General features: G+C 46.7%; 16 protein-coding genes. 10 read left to right on the top strand and 6 right to left on the bottom strand.

The window, feature by feature from the left end; all coding sequences use genetic code 11:
• Positions 1-29: 29 nt before the first annotated feature.
• Together RT717_RS05450 and RT717_RS05445 are read right to left on the bottom strand one after the other, a co-directional pair.
• On the bottom strand, positions 30-776 hold the full coding sequence (locus tag RT717_RS05450) for a hypothetical protein (protein ID WP_317490723.1): 747 nt from the start codon (positions 774-776) through the stop codon (positions 30-32).
• Positions 777-857: 81 nt separating this feature from the next.
• Positions 858-1,925, bottom strand: coding sequence for a hypothetical protein (locus RT717_RS05445; protein WP_317490722.1), 1,068 nt, complete (start codon positions 1,923-1,925; stop codon positions 858-860).
• 338 nt (positions 1,926-2,263) lie between these two features.
• Here RT717_RS05445 and RT717_RS05440 point away from each other — a divergent pair, with 338 nt between their 5' ends.
• The gene (locus tag RT717_RS05440) at positions 2,264-2,401 is read left to right on the top strand and encodes a hypothetical protein (RefSeq protein WP_317490721.1); all 138 of its coding nucleotides are present in this window, start codon (positions 2,264-2,266) and stop codon (positions 2,399-2,401) included.
• A 286-nt stretch (positions 2,402-2,687) separates the two neighbouring features.
• Positions 2,688-3,422: a hypothetical protein gene (locus RT717_RS05435; RefSeq protein WP_317490720.1), complete on the top strand. Its 735-nt coding sequence runs from the start codon at positions 2,688-2,690 to the stop codon at positions 3,420-3,422.
• Positions 3,423-3,528: 106 nt separating this feature from the next.
• On the opposite strand, the gene RT717_RS05430 is transcribed toward RT717_RS05435, so the two are convergent.
• Both RT717_RS05430 and RT717_RS05425 read right to left on the bottom strand, forming a co-directional pair.
• Complete coding sequence (locus tag RT717_RS05430) at positions 3,529-4,563, bottom strand: alpha/beta hydrolase (protein WP_317490719.1); 1,035 nt, start codon at positions 4,561-4,563, stop codon at positions 3,529-3,531.
• Between the two features lie 85 nt (positions 4,564-4,648).
• Positions 4,649-5,059 (bottom strand): DoxX family protein, encoded by a 411-nt coding sequence (locus tag RT717_RS05425; protein ID WP_317490718.1) that lies wholly within the window; start codon positions 5,057-5,059, stop codon positions 4,649-4,651.
• Between the two features lie 120 nt (positions 5,060-5,179).
• Between RT717_RS05425 and RT717_RS05420 the strand changes: the two genes are divergently transcribed.
• The 8 genes from RT717_RS05420 (at position 5,180) to RT717_RS05385 (ending at position 15,406) form a co-directional block, all read left to right on the top strand.
• The gene (locus RT717_RS05420) at positions 5,180-5,518 is read left to right on the top strand and encodes a winged helix-turn-helix transcriptional regulator (RefSeq protein WP_317490717.1); all 339 of its coding nucleotides are present in this window, start codon (positions 5,180-5,182) and stop codon (positions 5,516-5,518) included.
• Between the two features lie 127 nt (positions 5,519-5,645).
• Positions 5,646-6,047: a hypothetical protein gene (locus tag RT717_RS05415; protein WP_317490716.1), complete on the top strand. Its 402-nt coding sequence runs from the start codon at positions 5,646-5,648 to the stop codon at positions 6,045-6,047.
• 174 nt (positions 6,048-6,221) lie between these two features.
• Positions 6,222-7,400: a J domain-containing protein gene (locus RT717_RS05410; RefSeq protein ID WP_317490715.1), complete on the top strand. Its 1,179-nt coding sequence runs from the start codon at positions 6,222-6,224 to the stop codon at positions 7,398-7,400.
• 69 nt (positions 7,401-7,469) lie between these two features.
• Positions 7,470-9,077, top strand: a complete 1,608-nt coding sequence (locus RT717_RS05405) for a M1 family metallopeptidase (protein ID WP_317490714.1) — start codon at positions 7,470-7,472, stop codon at positions 9,075-9,077.
• The gene (locus RT717_RS05400) at positions 9,074-9,511 is read left to right on the top strand and encodes a GNAT family N-acetyltransferase (protein ID WP_317490713.1); all 438 of its coding nucleotides are present in this window, start codon (positions 9,074-9,076) and stop codon (positions 9,509-9,511) included. The genes RT717_RS05405 and RT717_RS05400 overlap by 4 nt, the downstream gene beginning before the upstream one ends.
• Before the next feature lie 192 nt (positions 9,512-9,703).
• The gene (locus RT717_RS05395) at positions 9,704-10,117 is read left to right on the top strand and encodes a DUF3052 domain-containing protein (protein WP_317490712.1); all 414 of its coding nucleotides are present in this window, start codon (positions 9,704-9,706) and stop codon (positions 10,115-10,117) included.
• A gap of 150 nt (positions 10,118-10,267) precedes the next feature.
• Positions 10,268-12,106, top strand: a complete 1,839-nt coding sequence (locus RT717_RS05390) for a M61 family metallopeptidase (RefSeq protein WP_317490711.1) — start codon at positions 10,268-10,270, stop codon at positions 12,104-12,106.
• A 273-nt stretch (positions 12,107-12,379) separates the two neighbouring features.
• Positions 12,380-15,406, top strand: a complete 3,027-nt coding sequence (locus RT717_RS05385; RefSeq protein WP_317490710.1) for a CHAT domain-containing tetratricopeptide repeat protein — start codon at positions 12,380-12,382, stop codon at positions 15,404-15,406.
• Here RT717_RS05385 and RT717_RS05380 read toward each other — a convergent pair.
• Together RT717_RS05380 and RT717_RS05375 are read right to left on the bottom strand one after the other, a co-directional pair.
• Complete coding sequence (locus tag RT717_RS05380) at positions 15,403-16,089, bottom strand: tetratricopeptide repeat protein (protein WP_317490709.1); 687 nt, start codon at positions 16,087-16,089, stop codon at positions 15,403-15,405. The two genes, RT717_RS05385 and RT717_RS05380, sit on opposite strands and share 4 nt — an antisense overlap.
• Positions 16,082-16,660, bottom strand: coding sequence for an RNA polymerase sigma factor (locus RT717_RS05375; protein ID WP_317490708.1), 579 nt, complete (start codon positions 16,658-16,660; stop codon positions 16,082-16,084). The genes RT717_RS05380 and RT717_RS05375 overlap by 8 nt, the downstream gene beginning before the upstream one ends.
• Positions 16,661-16,784 lie beyond the last annotated feature (124 nt).

Here is a 16,784-nt window from a genome sequence, read left to right as displayed (position 1 = left end):
GTGCAGGTTGGTAAACAAGCCCAAATTCTTCATTTCAGCACATACTCCCCTTCTCTATACACGTAAACGATGTCAGTAGCCTCAATCAAAAAAGTCGTTTCACAGTCTTTTTGAAATCCATATCGACTCTCTTTCACCATGACATCGTACCACGCTTGATCTGACTTTATGATTTCAAACTCCTGCGTAATTCTGACGGCTTCACAGTCCTTTCCTCCTTCCTCTGAAGTCTTCCAGGCTGAATTATCGTACTCGCTATCGATGGTCAGCAGAGGAGTCAATTTCTCCAGCGTTATTTCTTGCACGAAAGTCTTCTTCTCAAAATGGCTATTGCCCGTGCTTTGAAAAACAGAAAGCAATGCCTTCCTGTTTTTCCCAATATTCACTATTTGGTAGGATGGGTCATCTCCAATGGGCGAAGACTTCTGACTGACTATCCCCGAAGTTACTTCCCATCTGTTATTTACGTCCTTCAAGAAAAAGTAATTAACACAACCAAGCACATGGCCATGCAGGCTTCCTGTTTTGGTCGAGCTGATAGCGAGGACATATACTTGCTTGTCTAAGGTGATGGTGTCTTTGAATGCGATGCTCATCTCAATTTTGGCAGGTTCATCAGCAAGCGGAGCCATGCATGACAATGAAATACCCTTTTTCTGAAGACTCTCTTGAACGGCAATGCGGACCACCGAATCCTCAGGAATAGTCAAAGCCCGGGCAAGGCCACCTAGCTGGGATAGCACCATTACCAACAGGCACATAAGGCTCCTATTCATTTTGATATCTATTAATGAAGAACTTCCTGGTCTACCCTCAAATGGGGAGTTCCATCCAGCTTTCACACAAAATATGGGGTTTTAGTAAAAAGTGATCGGCAAGGGTCTTCCTTCTTTGTTATACCAGCTCCCTAAAATTTCACCCGTACCCACAATGGTCAACACAAACTTTCCTCCCTCTTCGGTCAACTCTATTTTGCTGGCCGACACCCGCTTTCCTTCAAAGTCAACCAGCTTTCCAAATTTATCGTACCAATACCCTCCTCCTATACTATTGTCATCGTTGATATCCAAATACATGGTGAATGGGTACTTGCTATCAATTTTACCATGGAGCGTCATCAGGCTTTCTTTGGCATCAAAGTGCCTTGAGTTATCTGTTTTGCCTTCTCTAAGCAAGGCCTTACCGTAACTAGTGAAATCCCTGGAATACAAATCTTTGACTTTAATCCCGCAAGCCCAGCTTATGTCAAACATTTGGATCACATGCGGGAAGCAATGGTCTTTCTCTACAATAATAAACTCTCCGGTGATACCGAATTTCCAAATTTCATGCGTTGCATTGCACTCCGTCAAATCAAAGACATAATCTAAAGATTCTTTACGCTCGTCCTCATCTATTGAATCGTCCTTCAGTATTTCCGAATGTCTGGCTTTAATTCTCTCGTTGAAAGTGCTTCCAGCCAGATCGTTCAGGTGGTCTATCCCTTGTTTATTCAATAGCTCTGCCACGTCAATGATGTCCCCCGTAGCCGAATTGAAATTCAAATAATAGGTGTGAGAGTCGGGGTAGCTGCTCATCGTTTGATCATCGAATCGTATGGAGAGGATGGCAGGGCTATTCAGTAAAATGGTATAACCAAGACTTTCCGTGCCATAACCGTCCTTATTGAGCATTTCGTCAAACATACTCTTGCCAGCGACGCTATACGATTTTCGAACGATTACGAGTTGAATCACCTGGTTGATTTTATAGGCCGCATCGGGATTGGTATTACTTCTGACCAAAGGGACTGAATAGACTCCTCCGCTAGCTTCAGAGGTTACATCCTCAATTTGAAAGTATTGTTCAACGACCCCTTCTTGCCCCAGGCAGTCCGTTGCCAGAACAAACCCTGTAATCACAAATAATATTATTGCCTTCATCATACTAATTAACAACCTACTTTGGTTCAAAGCTTTGCTTTCCTGCAAAAATATTTCTTATCGAAAATAAAGCTACCCCCAACTTGAACATGGTTACACCCTGATGCAAGAAGCATTGCATTGACAAGCCGTCCATCGTCTCCCGTTTCCGCCAGGGGCGGGCTTATGCAACGGGGGCGACCGAAATTTGCGCTTGCAGCGCATCACTAGTCGGGTCTTGTCTTAAAGTGGTCGAATTCGACGGCTTTAGAAAGCTACGGGCGGGTACAACCATTTAACACCTTCTTTTTACACTTTTATTCTAGAATTACTTAATATTAGAAGATATTCTCAATTTTTTCATGTCGCTAAAGGAAGCCCAGGCCCGGATAAAAATCAACAAACTTCTTGAGGAAGCAGGTTGGCGCTTTTTTAAGAACGAAAACGAACCAGCCAATGTAATACTGGAAGGCGGCATCACCCTCGACCGCCGCGAATAGAGTGTCTATACAGAGCGTTAGTTTGGTCTCAGCTTTTAAATTTCGGGAAATGGAGGCTGCCCACCTGGCAGAGTGGCACATAGATAAAATTGATCCAAGCACCTATAAGTCGATTCGTGATGTTGATTTTGGAACGTGTGATAAAATATCACTGCCAAGCGACTGGCAATATTGAAATTCAGATACATTTTATGTGTCTGAATTTTTGGCACCATATTCCAAAGGCAGTTGTCGATATGTCAATGCAATTCGGATCAGGTATTTGTTTTTGTAAAACACAACGGAAATGAATTTTCAGCATTTATTTATTGCCCTGTGCGCAACTTTCTACGGAAACGGACAGCTCGAAAATGAGGCAGTTGAATGCAATCGCTCGGCAATTGAAAAATCAATGCTTAGCCGTATCCCAACTGACCTTTGTATTCCTGACGATTTCATGATAGATCAGGTTTTCGATGATTTCGATTTTAATAGAGATGGTCAAAATGATCTGGCAATTAGATACACTAAATACCCTCTACAAGATGGGAATATGAGGTATTATTCAATCTATGAGCGGGAGAATCAGGATGATTGCAGACTCCTCACCACAATGGCCAATCTTGCACTACCTTACGTGCAAATTCTGTCATCCAGTTACTTTGAAGCCAATCCCCGAGCCGATTCTCTATCAAAAGTTTATCCTCTTACAACTAAAATAAAATTCAGCTATGATTCTTTAATAGTGTCTCATCTAATACCTGATTTTTACGGGAAAGACTACGTGTTTTTGTTTGATGAAGAAAAAAATGACTGGATACTTAAAGACATACGGTACTGGATCGGTGAAGTGCCAGTTTGGATGGTTAGGAATTCGAATTTGAAAGAAGAGCTTTACGGGAAAGTGTTTCTCGAGGGGAAAATTCCTGAGGTTGAGATTTCAATTTCTAAGCTTGATTTAATACAATCGAAGAGAATTGCCGAGGACAGCGAAAGCGAATATCTATCAAGTAAGTATGATATTTACGATTGGGAAAAATAGTTAGCTCTTCAACTCTCGGCCCCTGCGTCTCCATGAAAAAAAACTCTGAATCCCTCCTCTCTGCGCCCTTTGTGTGAAATCTTCTCTGCGTGAAATCCTCAGTGCACTACTTCCCTTCAAAACTCAGATAAAAATCAAAAAACGGCAGCACCTGGTTCGGCAACCTGCCGTCGGCGGTGTAAATGCCGCTGGTGTGCGTGCCAATATACTCCTCGGCAAAATGCTGTATGCCCACGTTCTCCAGCCGCTCGCTAAACATCCGACACTGCTGCGTAAACCGCTCCCCAGCGTTGCGGCCCCAGTCCATCTTGATGGCCTTCAGTTGCTGCAGGTTCGTCAGGTTGTCGTCGATCATGTGCACCGGCATATTGGCATACCACTTTTCGAGCACGTCCTGGCGCACAATCAGCTCATCGCCCTTGTACTCAAACGGCAGGTCGCAGTAGAAAGGCGGCTTGTTGGCGTTCGCTGACCACGAACGACCAAAGGCCACCATCACCTTGCCGAAGTAGGTCTTTCCAAGGTCTTCCATAGTGGTGATGCCAGCGATTTCCTTGAACGTGTCGCTATTAGGCCCATACTCCCGCACAATGGTGAGTGCGCCCGGGCTGATCATATACACCACGCTGAAAATATCGGGATGATGCATAGCAATTTTGATGGCGCCATAACCGCCCATGCTGTGGCCCGTAATACCCCTGCTTTCCTTGGTGGCCAGGGTGCGGTATTTCTTGTCCACATGCCCCACCACATCGTAGGCAGTAAAATCCTCCCAGTTGCCAAACAGCCCCGAATTGCTGAAGAAGCTGCCGTCGTAGGTCGTTTTCTCGTCGGGCACCACCATAATGAACGGGCGGATCTTGTGGCTGGCAATGGCCTCGTCAATCAGGCCCGCCATGCCCATCATCATCTTGTTGTCGCCCATAAAGCCATGCAGGAAATAGACAACAGGATAGCGCTGGCTACCTTTGTCGTATCCCGGTGGCAGATAAATGGATACTGCCCGGGTGGGCTTCTCCCCCATCTTGTTTTCGAGGTGTTTGGAATATATGGAATCGGTAACAACAGTACCCTTAGGCACTTGCGCCCAGGCAGGGCACAATAAAATCAGGAGCAGGGCCCATACGAATAGTCGCTTCATTGCAGGAGTTGTTTTAAGTCTCTTTAAATGTAGCATTTCTGTGGTATATCAGAAACTACCATTACCGGAATGGCCCGCAGGGTGGCTATCTCGGCAGAACCGGCGCCTTCTTCCACCTTCCCCATCCAATAAATAAGGCCATGAGGGCGAAAACGATGTTGGCTCCAATATCGGAGGCTTCTCCTCTGGCAACATGAAACGCACTGGCACCCACCATCTGAACAACGATGGCCACCGCTACAACGGGCGTAAGCCAGGGCTTGATGCGGAGCAGCGAAGGCAGGATGATACCCACTCCTCCCAGCAGATCCACTACGCCAGTAAATGCCAGAAAGGCTGGAGGCACTTCGGCCGTCCAGGGCCACATGGCAGAAAGCTGCTCAACGGGCTGAAACAGTTTCATGGCAGCACCGCACAAAAATGAAACAGACAACAGGCCTTGTGTTACCCAAAGGGCGATTGAGAGGGTGTTTGGTGATTTTTCTTCGTCGATCATATAGCTTCTGGCTTTTTTATCTTTTCCAAAAGTACCTATACTTGCTATCCGATCGATAGTACTTTCCCCACGGATAGCGCTTTCCGTAGCGATAGTATCGTGATATTCAACTACAACAACATGCTTACAAGAGAAGGTTGCCCAACCAATGCCCTGGCCATCAAAGACGCCCTCGAAGCGTTGGAAGGTAAATGGAAGCTTTTGATACTGTTCGCTCTGTCGTCAGGGCCGAAGCGATTCAAGGAATTGTCGAAAGCCGTCGGCAGCATTACAGACAAAACACTATCTGCAGAGCTGAAGCGGCTGGAAATGAACAAGCTGATAAAAAGAGACGTGCACGACACCTTTCCTCCCACTGTCGAATATTCTATCACACCCCACGGCATGTCGCTGGAAAACGTCATGGATGCCCTGCATTTCTGGGGGCTGGCTCATCGGAAGAAGATTATGAAGGACTGACCGATTACCCTTTGGTAGTCAGGTATGTTACGTCACCTAACTGAATCGGCAACACGCAAAATGGCCCGGAATTTGCACCAAGATAAAAGTTGTCTAAAAGCAATTTATTCCACTTAAACTCAGAGCGATGAAAACGATTTCCTTTTCACTCCTATTGCTGCTAGTGGCATTCGTTGCCCACACCCAGGGCACTTCCATTCAGGTCAATCCTGATGGCACCCACACTGTCATCCACCACAGTGGCAACACGGCAGTGCAGGTAAACCCTGACGGATCGCATTCAGTCATTCATTACTCCGGTAATACTGGCGTGCGGGTAAACCCCGACGGATCGCACACCACCATTCACCGAACTGGAAACTCCTCAGTGGTGGTAAATCCTAACGGCACCCACACGGTTATTCACCACAACGGCAGCACCTCACTGCAGGTGAATCCAGACGGGACGCATACGACCATTTTTCACAGTGAACACAGCAAATCAAACGTTCCGAAAAAGAATAAAAAAAAGAAGCTCAAAGCCAGATAACGGCTGAACGATAGTCCCTGAAAAGCCCAAAAAAGCAATCGTCAGCTGACAGTACAGATACAGCCAGGACTTTAGCGTTATCCACTCCCCCACACCGTTGTCAACAACAAAGTGCTTACAATAATCGTTTTTCAAGGATAATCGCTAAATTCATTTCTCAGAACGGATTTTCCTTTGCGCAACTACTACGAAATACTGGGCGTTCCCGAAGAGGCAGGGCATTATGAGATCAAGGCTGCTTTCAAAAAGCTGGCCATGCAGTACCACCCTGACAAGCATGCTGGCGACCCCGCCATGGAAGAGCGATTCAAGGAGATCAACATGGCCTACCAGGTGCTCTCCGACCCTATTCAAAAGGCCAACTACGACTACCGCTTCAAATACAGCGTGCCTACTTACGAATACACGCCTCCTACCCAAACATATGAAACGAGGCGGCCTCCTTATGCCCGAAAAGGCAAAAAGACCACCTATTCGTATGAGGACCTCAAGCGCAACAACAAGGGCACTCTCTGGGCCTTTGGCTTGTCGCTGGCGCTGGCCACGGTCATCATGGCCGCCATGCAAGCTTACGCTTTCTACCAGAACCTGAAAATGGAAGCCCTGCTGGATGAGAGAAGGAGCATTTTTGACACAGCAGTAAAAGAGGCTGAGCTGGGGCATGTGGATGAATCGCTAAAAATCCTCTCTCCTTTTGTGAGTTTCTACAAAACGGAAGACTATATCAAGGAATTTAAGGAGGAGCTACTGACCAGGGTGATTCATGACGGTGATGTGTTTTTCGAGAAAGCAGAATATGTGTCGGCTTTGGAAAACTACCTGATTGCGGAGCCTTATCTGGTGTACCGCTCTTTCGATTTTAAGCTGAGGATGGCTCAATGCTATAAGGAAACTGACCAGTTCAATGAAGCCATCACTACGTATAAAGACCTTCTCCAGTCGGGCTTGCAGAAACGTCACATACTGAAAAGCATGGCCGATATCTACCGGGACGACCTGCTCGACTATGAAGCATCGCTGAACTACTACCACCAGGCAGCCGATGTGGTCATCAATAGCTACATTTCTTCTTTTGGAGAGGCTTACATCATCCTGATCCATAGTGGGAATGTGGGCAGAGAAGACCTCGACATTTTTCTGGGCGAGGCGAGAGGTTATCTGCTGGTGGGAAATGTGGAGCAAAGCCTGCACGAAACCAAATGGCTGGCCAATGTGTGGCCCAAGGCCCAGGAAATCTACCTGCTGCGTGCCGACTGCTACCAGGCGGTAGGCGATGAAAAAGTGGCTTGCCAGTACAAAGACCTGGCAGCCAGAATTTCCCCGCTGCCTGAGGGTGTGGTTGCCTGCCATTGATCAATTCCGCCTCTTTCGATTTGAAACACTTGTTTTTAAGTTACTTTTAGAGCTGCAACCCAATACAACATGAAGCCCATTTTACACACACTCATTTTCGCTCTATGCCCTTTTCTTCTCTTCGGCAGCGACCCCTACCCACTGAATCCGGCTATTGACGTCCAGCATTATGCCTTCAGGCTGCGGCTGTCCGCCGAAACGAATAACATTGTTGGCAAAACGGCTATCGAAGTACTGCTCAAACAGGATGTGGAGACCTTTGCGCTGGATCTGCAAAATGAAACGGCAGCAGGGGGAATGAAGATTGTGACGCTGCAGGTGAACGGCCAGCAAACTGCATTTCGCCACACTGACAGCAAAATCAATATTGATGCCAGCGGAAAGGCCGGCGAGATGCTCAAAGTGGTGATTGAATATGAAGGAGTGCCGCTAGATGGCCTTATCATTGGCACCAACTTGTTTGGTGAAAAAACCTTCTTTGGTGACAACTGGCCCGACAGAGCCCACCAATGGCTGCCTACGGTAGACCACCCCTCCGACAAAGCTACCTGTGAATTTATTATCGAAGCGCCTGTCTACTACCAGGTGGTGGCCAATGGACGGCTTAAGGAGGAAACGGTACTTTCCAACGACACCAAACTCACCCACTGGATCGAGTCAGTTCCCATTTCAACCAAGGTGATGGTCTTTGGTGCAGCTGCCTTTGCCATCGACCATGTTGGCTCGGTTGGCAATATTCCTGTCTCATCGTGGGTGTACCACCAAAATAAAAACGCCGGTTTCCACGACTACGCACCAGCCAAGGAAATATTGGCCACACTACAAAACATCATTGGCCCCTATCCTTTCGAAAAGCTGGCCAACGTGCAGTCGAAAACGAAATTTGGTGGCATGGAGAATGCCGGCAATATCTTCTACTACGAAAAATCGGTATCGGGGGAGCGCAAGATTGAAGGCCTGATCGCCCACGAGGTAGCCCACCAGTGGTTTGGTAACTCAGCCAGCGAAAAGGACTGGCACCATGTGTGGCTCAGCGAAGGGTTTGCTACCTACTTCACACAGGTGTACATGGAAAAGACCTATGGGAGAGACAGCCTTCAAGTTGGAATGAAAAGGATGCTTCCCAAAATTGATGAATACCATGCCAAAAACCCTACTTCCGCTATTGTTGATACTTCCATTATCGAGTTAAAAAAGCTACTGAGCCCAAACACTTACCAGAAAGCCGGCTGGGTGCTGCATATGCTCAGGAAGCAGGTAGGCGACGAGGCGTTCTTTGACGGTGTGCGCACTTACTACGACACTTACAAACTCTCCAATGCACTCACGAGCGATTTTCAGGCCGTGATGGAACAAGCCAGCGGACAGCAGCTTGGCTGGTTCTTTGATCAGTGGATTTTCCAGCCGTTATTGCCCGAGCTTTCCCTGAGCTGGAAGTACAGTAAAAAGCTGCGCAAATTGTCGGTTGAAGTGAAAAGCCCCGGACTAAGCAAGTCGGTCAGGCTCCCACTGGAGGTGGGGATCCAAGGTGCCGACGGAACTATCAGCGCAATCAAAATAATAGACGTGTTTGGAGAAAGCACATCAGCAGAATGGGACATCGCCGAAATGCCAGCGGGTATTATAGCAGACCCGAACGTATGGCTGCTTGCCAAAGTGAAGGTAGTTGGGAAATGAAAATCAGAGAGGGTACCATTACCGAAATCGTTGAGGCATCGCAGCATGTTCCCGAACTTATGAACCCCTACGAAGAACCGGTCTACCATGAACGCCTAGATGGCACGGAGCATCTCATACTGGTAGCTGAGGTCGAGGGCAAAGTTGTCGGGTTTAAGGTAGGCTACAACAGGTACAAAGACGGCAGTTTTTACTCGTGGATGGGCGGGCTGCTTCCGGCCTACCGAGGCCAGGGTATCTATCAGCAACTGACAGAAATAATGGAGCAGTGGGCTTCAGAAAACGGCTATTCCCACATGCTCCTCAAAACAAGAAACAAGCTCAAACCCATGATTCGGTTTTGTCTGTCGCAGGGCTACTATGTCAGCGGCTTTTCGGAACACCTTGATCCTATGGAGTCGAGGATTTATTTCAGGAAGGAACTTGGGCTATAGGTTAGCATATTGATTAGTTTCTAATTGAATAATAGAGCCAAAATCCCTTGTTCTACCCAGATCCGCCAGTTGGCGAAAGCCATGGGATTTTACCTTCATCTACTCCAACTCTTAGGGAGTGAGGCTGGAAAATTCTGGATCCTGCGTAACTTACCACTAAAACACTGATCACACAGTTACCGATTACTTGCTATGGCTGGCTACTCAGGCACTCCTCTCGCCAAGAAATTAGGCATCAAAGAAGGAAGCAAAGTACTTCTCGTCAACCGTCCGTCACATTACTTCGAACTATTTGATGATTTTCCCATTGATGCGCTGGTTCATGAATCGCAAACTGTCGACGTGTATGACATCATCCACTTTTTCACCACCAGCAAAGACGACCTCCACGCACAACTGCCGAAGCTAAAGGACAAAATTGAGCAAAATGGCATGATTTGGGTCTCCTGGCCCAAGGGGAAGTCCAAAATACCGAAGGATCTGATCGAAGACGACATCCGCAACCTCATGCTTACCATCGACATGGTGGACGTGAAGGTCTGCGCCGTTGATGATGACTGGTCGGGCCTTAAAGGCGTTATTCGGGTAGAAAAGAGGAAGGTTTAACGTTTTTTCACCATAATAAATGTTGAGCAACAAAAAGTATTTAGCTTAATTGCGCCCTTCTTTTGCTTGCAACTTTCTAAAACAACATGGCTTTCATTAAATGATCCGCTATCTGGTGACAGGAATGGAGCCCAAACACAAAAACTCTCAATGAAAAAGTTGACTCTTTTCTTAGGGGTGCTTCTCACCTGGAGCTCCCTTTCTGCTCAAACTACTGGCTACAAAGCATTTCTCGACCTCAATGTTGTGAAGAACGACAAGGTGAAAGTGAGCATTGAACTACCTGCTGTGTCTGCCTCGGAGATCGAATACCAAATGCCGAAAATAGTACCTGGCACCTACAGCATCTACGACTTTGGCAGGTTCCTGTCCGACTTCAAAGCGTTTGATAGCAATGGCAATGAGCTTTCGGTCGATTCACTTGACCAGAACAGGTGGCTGATTAAAAATGCCTCTTCTTTGGCCAAGGTCGAATACTGGGTAGAAGATTCTTACGATACCGAGCAAGGCAACACCGTATTTGAGCCGGCGGGTACTAATATTGAAGAAGGAAAAAACTTCGTTATCAACACTTTCGGGTTCTTTGGCTATCTCAAAGGAATGAAGGAAGTGAAGTACGAAGTAAATATTTCGTATCCCGAAGGCTTCTATGGTGCTACCTCGCTGCAGGCTGCCAGGTCAGAAAACAATACTGACACTTACATCGCCGACAACTATTTCAGTCTGGCCGACGCACCAATGATGTATTCTGTACCAGACACTGTGACGATCAATGTGGGTGGCGCTGAAATTCTTTTCTCTGTCTATTCACCCAATGGGCTACTTACGGCTGAGTTTGTAAAGGACAATGTGAACCAGATACTGGAAGCTCAGAAAAACTATTTGGGTGGAACATTGCCTATCAAGAAGTACGCTTATATCATCTACCTTTTCGCAGGCCCGTCGCAGTCAGGCGCACTTGGTGCACTGGAGCATTCGTATTCCTCTATGTACAGCCTGCCCGAGGTGAACCCTAAGTACCTTACTCAGCTGATCAAAGATGTATCGGCTCATGAATTCTTTCACATCATTACGCCACTTAGCATCCATTCAGAAGAAATAGGAAACTTCAATTTTATCGACCCAAAAATGTCGAAGCACCTTTGGATGTACGAAGGCGTAACTGAATACTTCGCCGGGCACGTGCAGCTGGCCGAAGGGCTTTTTGGCATCGACGAATACCTTTCTAAAATAGAAGAGAAGGTAGTTAACGCCGCTGGCTACAACGACACCGTGCCGTTTACCGTCATGAGTAAGCTTTGCCTCGACCAATACAAAGATCAGTATGGCAACGTATACGAAAAAGGCGCACTGATTGGGCTTTGCCTCGATATCAGGTTACGGGAGCTTTCCGGTGGCAAGTACAGCGTTAACCAACTCTTGAAAGATCTTTCAAATGAGTATGGCAAGGACAAGTCTTTCAAAGACGATGAGCTGTTCGATAAGATCACTGAGCTTACGTATCCGGAAATCAGGGAGTTTTTCAGCACCTATGTGGAAGGAAACAAACCCCTGCCATTGAAAGAATACCTGGCCAAAATTGGTGTCAGCTTCGCTCCTTCTCAGGCAAAAATGGAACCGTCTATGGGAAATATCTCATTCGGACTGGATCAGGAAAGCGGCCATCTGGTGGTAGCGAAAGCTGATAACCTGAATGCTTTTGGCATCGACATGGGCTATAAGGAAGGAGATCACCTGCTGGAGTTTGACGGTATACCACTTACTGTGCAGAATTTTCAGGAGGCTGTAATGGCTTACAAAGAAAGCCGCAAAGAAGGTGACAAAATCACAGCATTGGTCCAACGTGAAGTAAAGCCTGGAAAGGTCAAAAACGTGAAACTAAAAGCGAAGGCTGTCATGGTAAAAACGCAATCGCCTCCATCCATCGAAATGATGGAAAACCCCACTCAGCAGCAGCTTGATCTCCTGTACAGCTGGATGAGTAAGTAAAGCGGAGAGTTTGGAGCCTGCAAAAGCCACTTTGTGAAACAAGGTGGCTTTTTTATTGATCACTCTCGCCATTTCTGATCAAACAGCCACTTGACGCCTGCCATTTTGGCCAATGACAACCTAACCAAAGCGAGGGCAAAATGATGTGTTTGTGCTAACTGGGAATACATCATATCCCAGGTCTTTTTTTGATATTTGCCTGTTAACCGAACGGTATTCAATTGTTATTCATATTTTATTGGTTGTATTTCCGCTGTTAGTTAATTTGGTAAGATGAGACTTTTGATGATTACCCTGGGTTGGATCGTTTCTCTCAGTGCTTTCGGTCAGGAAACCCCTGCCATACTTCATGCGGCCGACCAGGCTTATCAGGAGGCACGCTATGAAGAAGCCCTCCGTCTTTACCAAACGTCTGAGGTGAAATTTCGACAAACGAAAGACATCCCGAATCAGGCTAAATCTCTGACCGGGCAAATCAACAGCGCCCAGGAACTATCCCGATTCGAAGAGGTTGAGAAGTTGATTGATAAAATGTCACTACTTCCTAAGAATCAAAAGTTGGAGGCAGAAATCGCTTTTCTTCAGGGACGGCTGGCGGCCTCTACCGGAAAGGACGAGGCGGCAATTAATAACTTCGACAAGGCCATTGCTCTTTCAGACGAACCACTGGAAACTGTCAAATATTTTACGCACAAAGGTTTTGCACTGGTCAATAGCCATGAACTGATCCAGGCCGAAAAAACTCACAAAAAAGCCAGCTCGCTTTACGACTCAATAAAGGTTGACGATCAAATGCTTAAAGCCAGGCTAATTGACCTGAACGCACGCATCAAATGGCATACGGGCGACTTTGCCGGTTCATTAATGTCATTTAAAAAAGAACTGGAGATTACCCAAAAGCTATTGATACCAGATCACCCGGAGATCGGTTCCATCTACGCCAGCATGGGGATCATGTATAAGAACCTTTTGCAATATGACAAGGCCCTTGAATACTACGAACTTTCTCTTGACATCCGAAAAAAATACCTGGGAGAGAATCACCTTGAAGTTGCCAACAGCCTGAACAATATTGGCTATGCGTTGTACAAGAAAAAGCAATTTGAAGAAGCATTGCAGGTGCACCGGCTGGCCCTGAAAATCAGGAGCGAGCAGCTCGACCCACTTCATCTCAGAGTGTTGCAATCCATCGAACATATCGGACTCTGCTACGGCGGTATGGAAAGGTTTGATGAAGCAGAAAAAAACTTCAGAATCATTCTTGACGGACGAACAAAGAAATACGGGCACGACCACCACCTGACTGGCTATGCCTATTACAATCTTGGTGCGGTAGCGGTGGAAATACCCGACTACGAAAAGGCTGCTTCCTACTTTCAGGAGGCGGTTGATATCGGCCATAAAGTATACGGACCTCATAATTATGATCAGGCTGACAACTACAACCGGCTGGCTAATTGTCATTTGGAATTAAATAAGGTTTCGGAAGCGATATCAGAATTTCACCTGGCCTTGCAGCACAACCTCCCCGGGTATACCTGGGACGGAGATCTGCGTAAAATACCAGACCTGCAGCATTATCTGTCGTTTAGGGAGCTTCAAAGGTCGCTGCTTGGCCTGGCCAAGGCCCACGCCGCCCTGAACGGCAACCTGAGCGTATCTATTGCTTATTTGAAAGCAGCAGAGGAGGTCATTCAACGATTTAAGCTCAACTTCTCCAAGGACAGCGACTTGATCACCATCTCAGCCAGCGTGAAGGAACTGGCCGACGATGCGATTCCCATTTACTATCGGAAGTACACCGACACCAGGAATCCCGAAGACCTGGAGGAAATTTTCAGATATTCTGAATTGGCCAAAAGCTCCGCTTTACTGAGCAAACTGAGCGACGAAAAAGCAAAACAAGTCTCAGGCATACCAGAAGAGATGCTTCTGAAAGACAAAGACTACCGTTTCCAACAAGACTCGCTGAATACAATTATCCTTGCGAGGCTGGATTCGAAGGAAGATCCCTCGGCGCCAAAAGCTCTCCTCTTTCAAAAAAATCGGGAGTATGAAGCCTTCAAGAAGGAGCTGGAAAAGCAATATCCCGTGTATACGGAAAACAAATTTGGACTTAAGCCAGCTTCGATCAAATCGATTCAAAATTATTTGGCAGAACGAGGACAGGCAACCGCACTTCTCAGCCTTCACCTGACTGACGATAAGACACTGCTCTCAATGCTCATTTCGGAAAATGATGTAAAAATTAACATTGCAGCAACGGAAAATCTTGATGAGGTGATCACTAACTTCAGAAAAGCACTGATTGACCAGGATGAAAAAGCGTTGATGGAAACTTCCGATCAACTAAGGAAGTTGCTCATTTCACCCTTGTATGAGCAGAAAATAAGCAAAGATCTTATCGTTATTCCCAGTGGAATTACCGGCTATATCCCATTCGACTTACTCACTGATGAGTCTGGCAATTATCTCATCGAGCATCACGTGATCTCCTACGATTTGAGTGCGACCCTGCTTGAAACCAGGCAACATAAGAATGCAGAAAAGGCCAGCCTGCTCGCCTATGCTCCCGAGTTTTCAGAGACCCCCAACACCAACTATTCCCTGACTGCCGCTTCGATACTGCGTTCCGATGAGCTGGTAGCACTTCCCGGGGCCAGAAAGGAAGTGGAATTAGTCAGCAGCATGTTCAGCAGCGCAACAAGATTTGGTCGTGATGCATCCGAATCCAGCTTCAAACAAGAAGCCGGGAAATTCTCAATCCTTCACCTGGCCACCCACTCTATTGTCAACGAGAGTGATGCCGATTATTCTAAGCTGGTCTTTTCAGATTCGGATGAAAATGAAGACGGATTTCTTCACGCTTTTGAATTGATCAACCTAAATCTGGAGGCCGATTTGGTGACACTAAGCGCTTGCAATACAGGTGTTGGCAAAATCGAAGAGGGTGAAGGGGTGATGAGCCTTGCCCGATCGTTTCGCTCTGCCGGCGTTCCAAGCGTGGTGATGAGTCTTTGGCCCGCCTCCGATAAGTCGACGCCAGAGCTCATGCGACTCTTCTATGAAAATCTTTCAAAAGGCCAGGCGAAAGACCTGGCGCTGGCCAACGCCAAAAGAGAATACCTTTCCACTGCTAAAGGCAAAGCAAGGGATCCATTCTTTTGGGGAGGTTTTGTTTTGATTGGCGACAACAGTCCCCTGGAAAAAGAACAGAACATGCTCACCTGGATCATTCTGTCGGTCATCCTGATTGGCCTGACGCTGGTGATCTATCAGCGGAGATTCAGGGTTGCTTAAAGTCTGTCGAGAAGCTTTCTGGAAGAGCTTGCCATCTCCGAATTCCCAGAAGCCAGTATTTCCAAAAGTGCTTTAGCACGGTCTTTATCATTCAACTTCACATAAATCAGAGCAGTATACCAGTTGGCTGCCTCGACATAGTCCTGGTCATTCATTGCCGCCACCCGCTGGAAGTCGGCAACGGCAAGCGCATCATTATTCATCTGAATCAGGCATATTCCCCTGAAAAAGTAGTCTGGCGCAGATAGCGAGTCCAACTTACCAAAGCTGGCAGCAGCCGCTTCATACTTCCCATCGTCGTAGGCCTGATAAGCTCTTTGCCTGTCCGATAAGTTTTGCTCTCCCCTTACCGAGGTCAATTCATAGTTGGGATAGGGCTGGTAATATTCATCAAAAAGCGACTCCTGTTGTCGGGTAAGGTAGAATGCCAGCGAGGCCACCAGAAATAACGAGGCTGCAACACCTATATACGCAGGATTGATCCTTCTGGCAGGTCTTACTTTCTTTTCAAAGCCAGCTACCTTCATCCTCAGCTCCTTCCTAAGCTCCTCCTCCAGCCTTTCTCTCACTCCTAATTCAAAGGCCAATTCTTCCTGCTCCTCCGGGGACAGGTTCGCTTCAAAAGCGTCTTTCTCTGCTTCCGTTAGCTTACCCTGTAAATATTTTTCTCTAACTTCATCCATCAGTCAATGGTTTTTTGACCTGCTCCCTGATCTTTTCCAGGCATCTTTTTTTGGTTGTCCTTGAAACAGCCTCGCTGCTATGGCCCATGATATCGGCTATCTCACTCATTGATCTTTTTTCAAAATAAAAAAGCCGGAGGATACGCTTGCATGCTTCTCCCATGGCGTCGAACAGCTCCCAGGTTTGGCTCCTTGCCGAATCGTAGGCCGCTTCAGCTTCTTTGTTTTCGGACAGAAAGCGATAGTGCTCCACCAAACCCTCTTCGTGCCTCTTCATTCGATTTCTTTCGTCGAACTGCTGCCTGACTTTGTTCTTTCCAATTCCAAAAAGGTAGGTTTTCAGGCTGCTTTCAATGACTGAAATATTGCCATTCATTACTTTTTCAAAAAACACTGTCAGCGTATCCTGATAGTGATCCAATGCATCTTCCTCTGTGATATCAAACTTTCTTCTGCTCCAGTTGACAAATTCATTTCGGTAACTAAGGTATACCTCCTCCATCATCCGCTGGTTTCCCTCACGAATGCTGGCGATAATGTCTTTCTCACTTCTTCTGAAACTGATTTTCACTGGTTAGTCGGAGAAATACAAATATGTGAACACAATCCGAAGAAAAAATAAAAAAGAAAAAAACTAATGAAATGATGTTCACATTCCACCGCTTGCCTGACTAAGGGTACGATTAAAATTCGCA

It is taken from the genome of Imperialibacter roseus, from assembly GCF_032999765.1.
GTDB lineage: Bacteria > Bacteroidota > Bacteroidia > Cytophagales > Cyclobacteriaceae > Imperialibacter > Imperialibacter roseus.
This window is presented reverse-complemented; position numbering and strand designations above follow the sequence as displayed.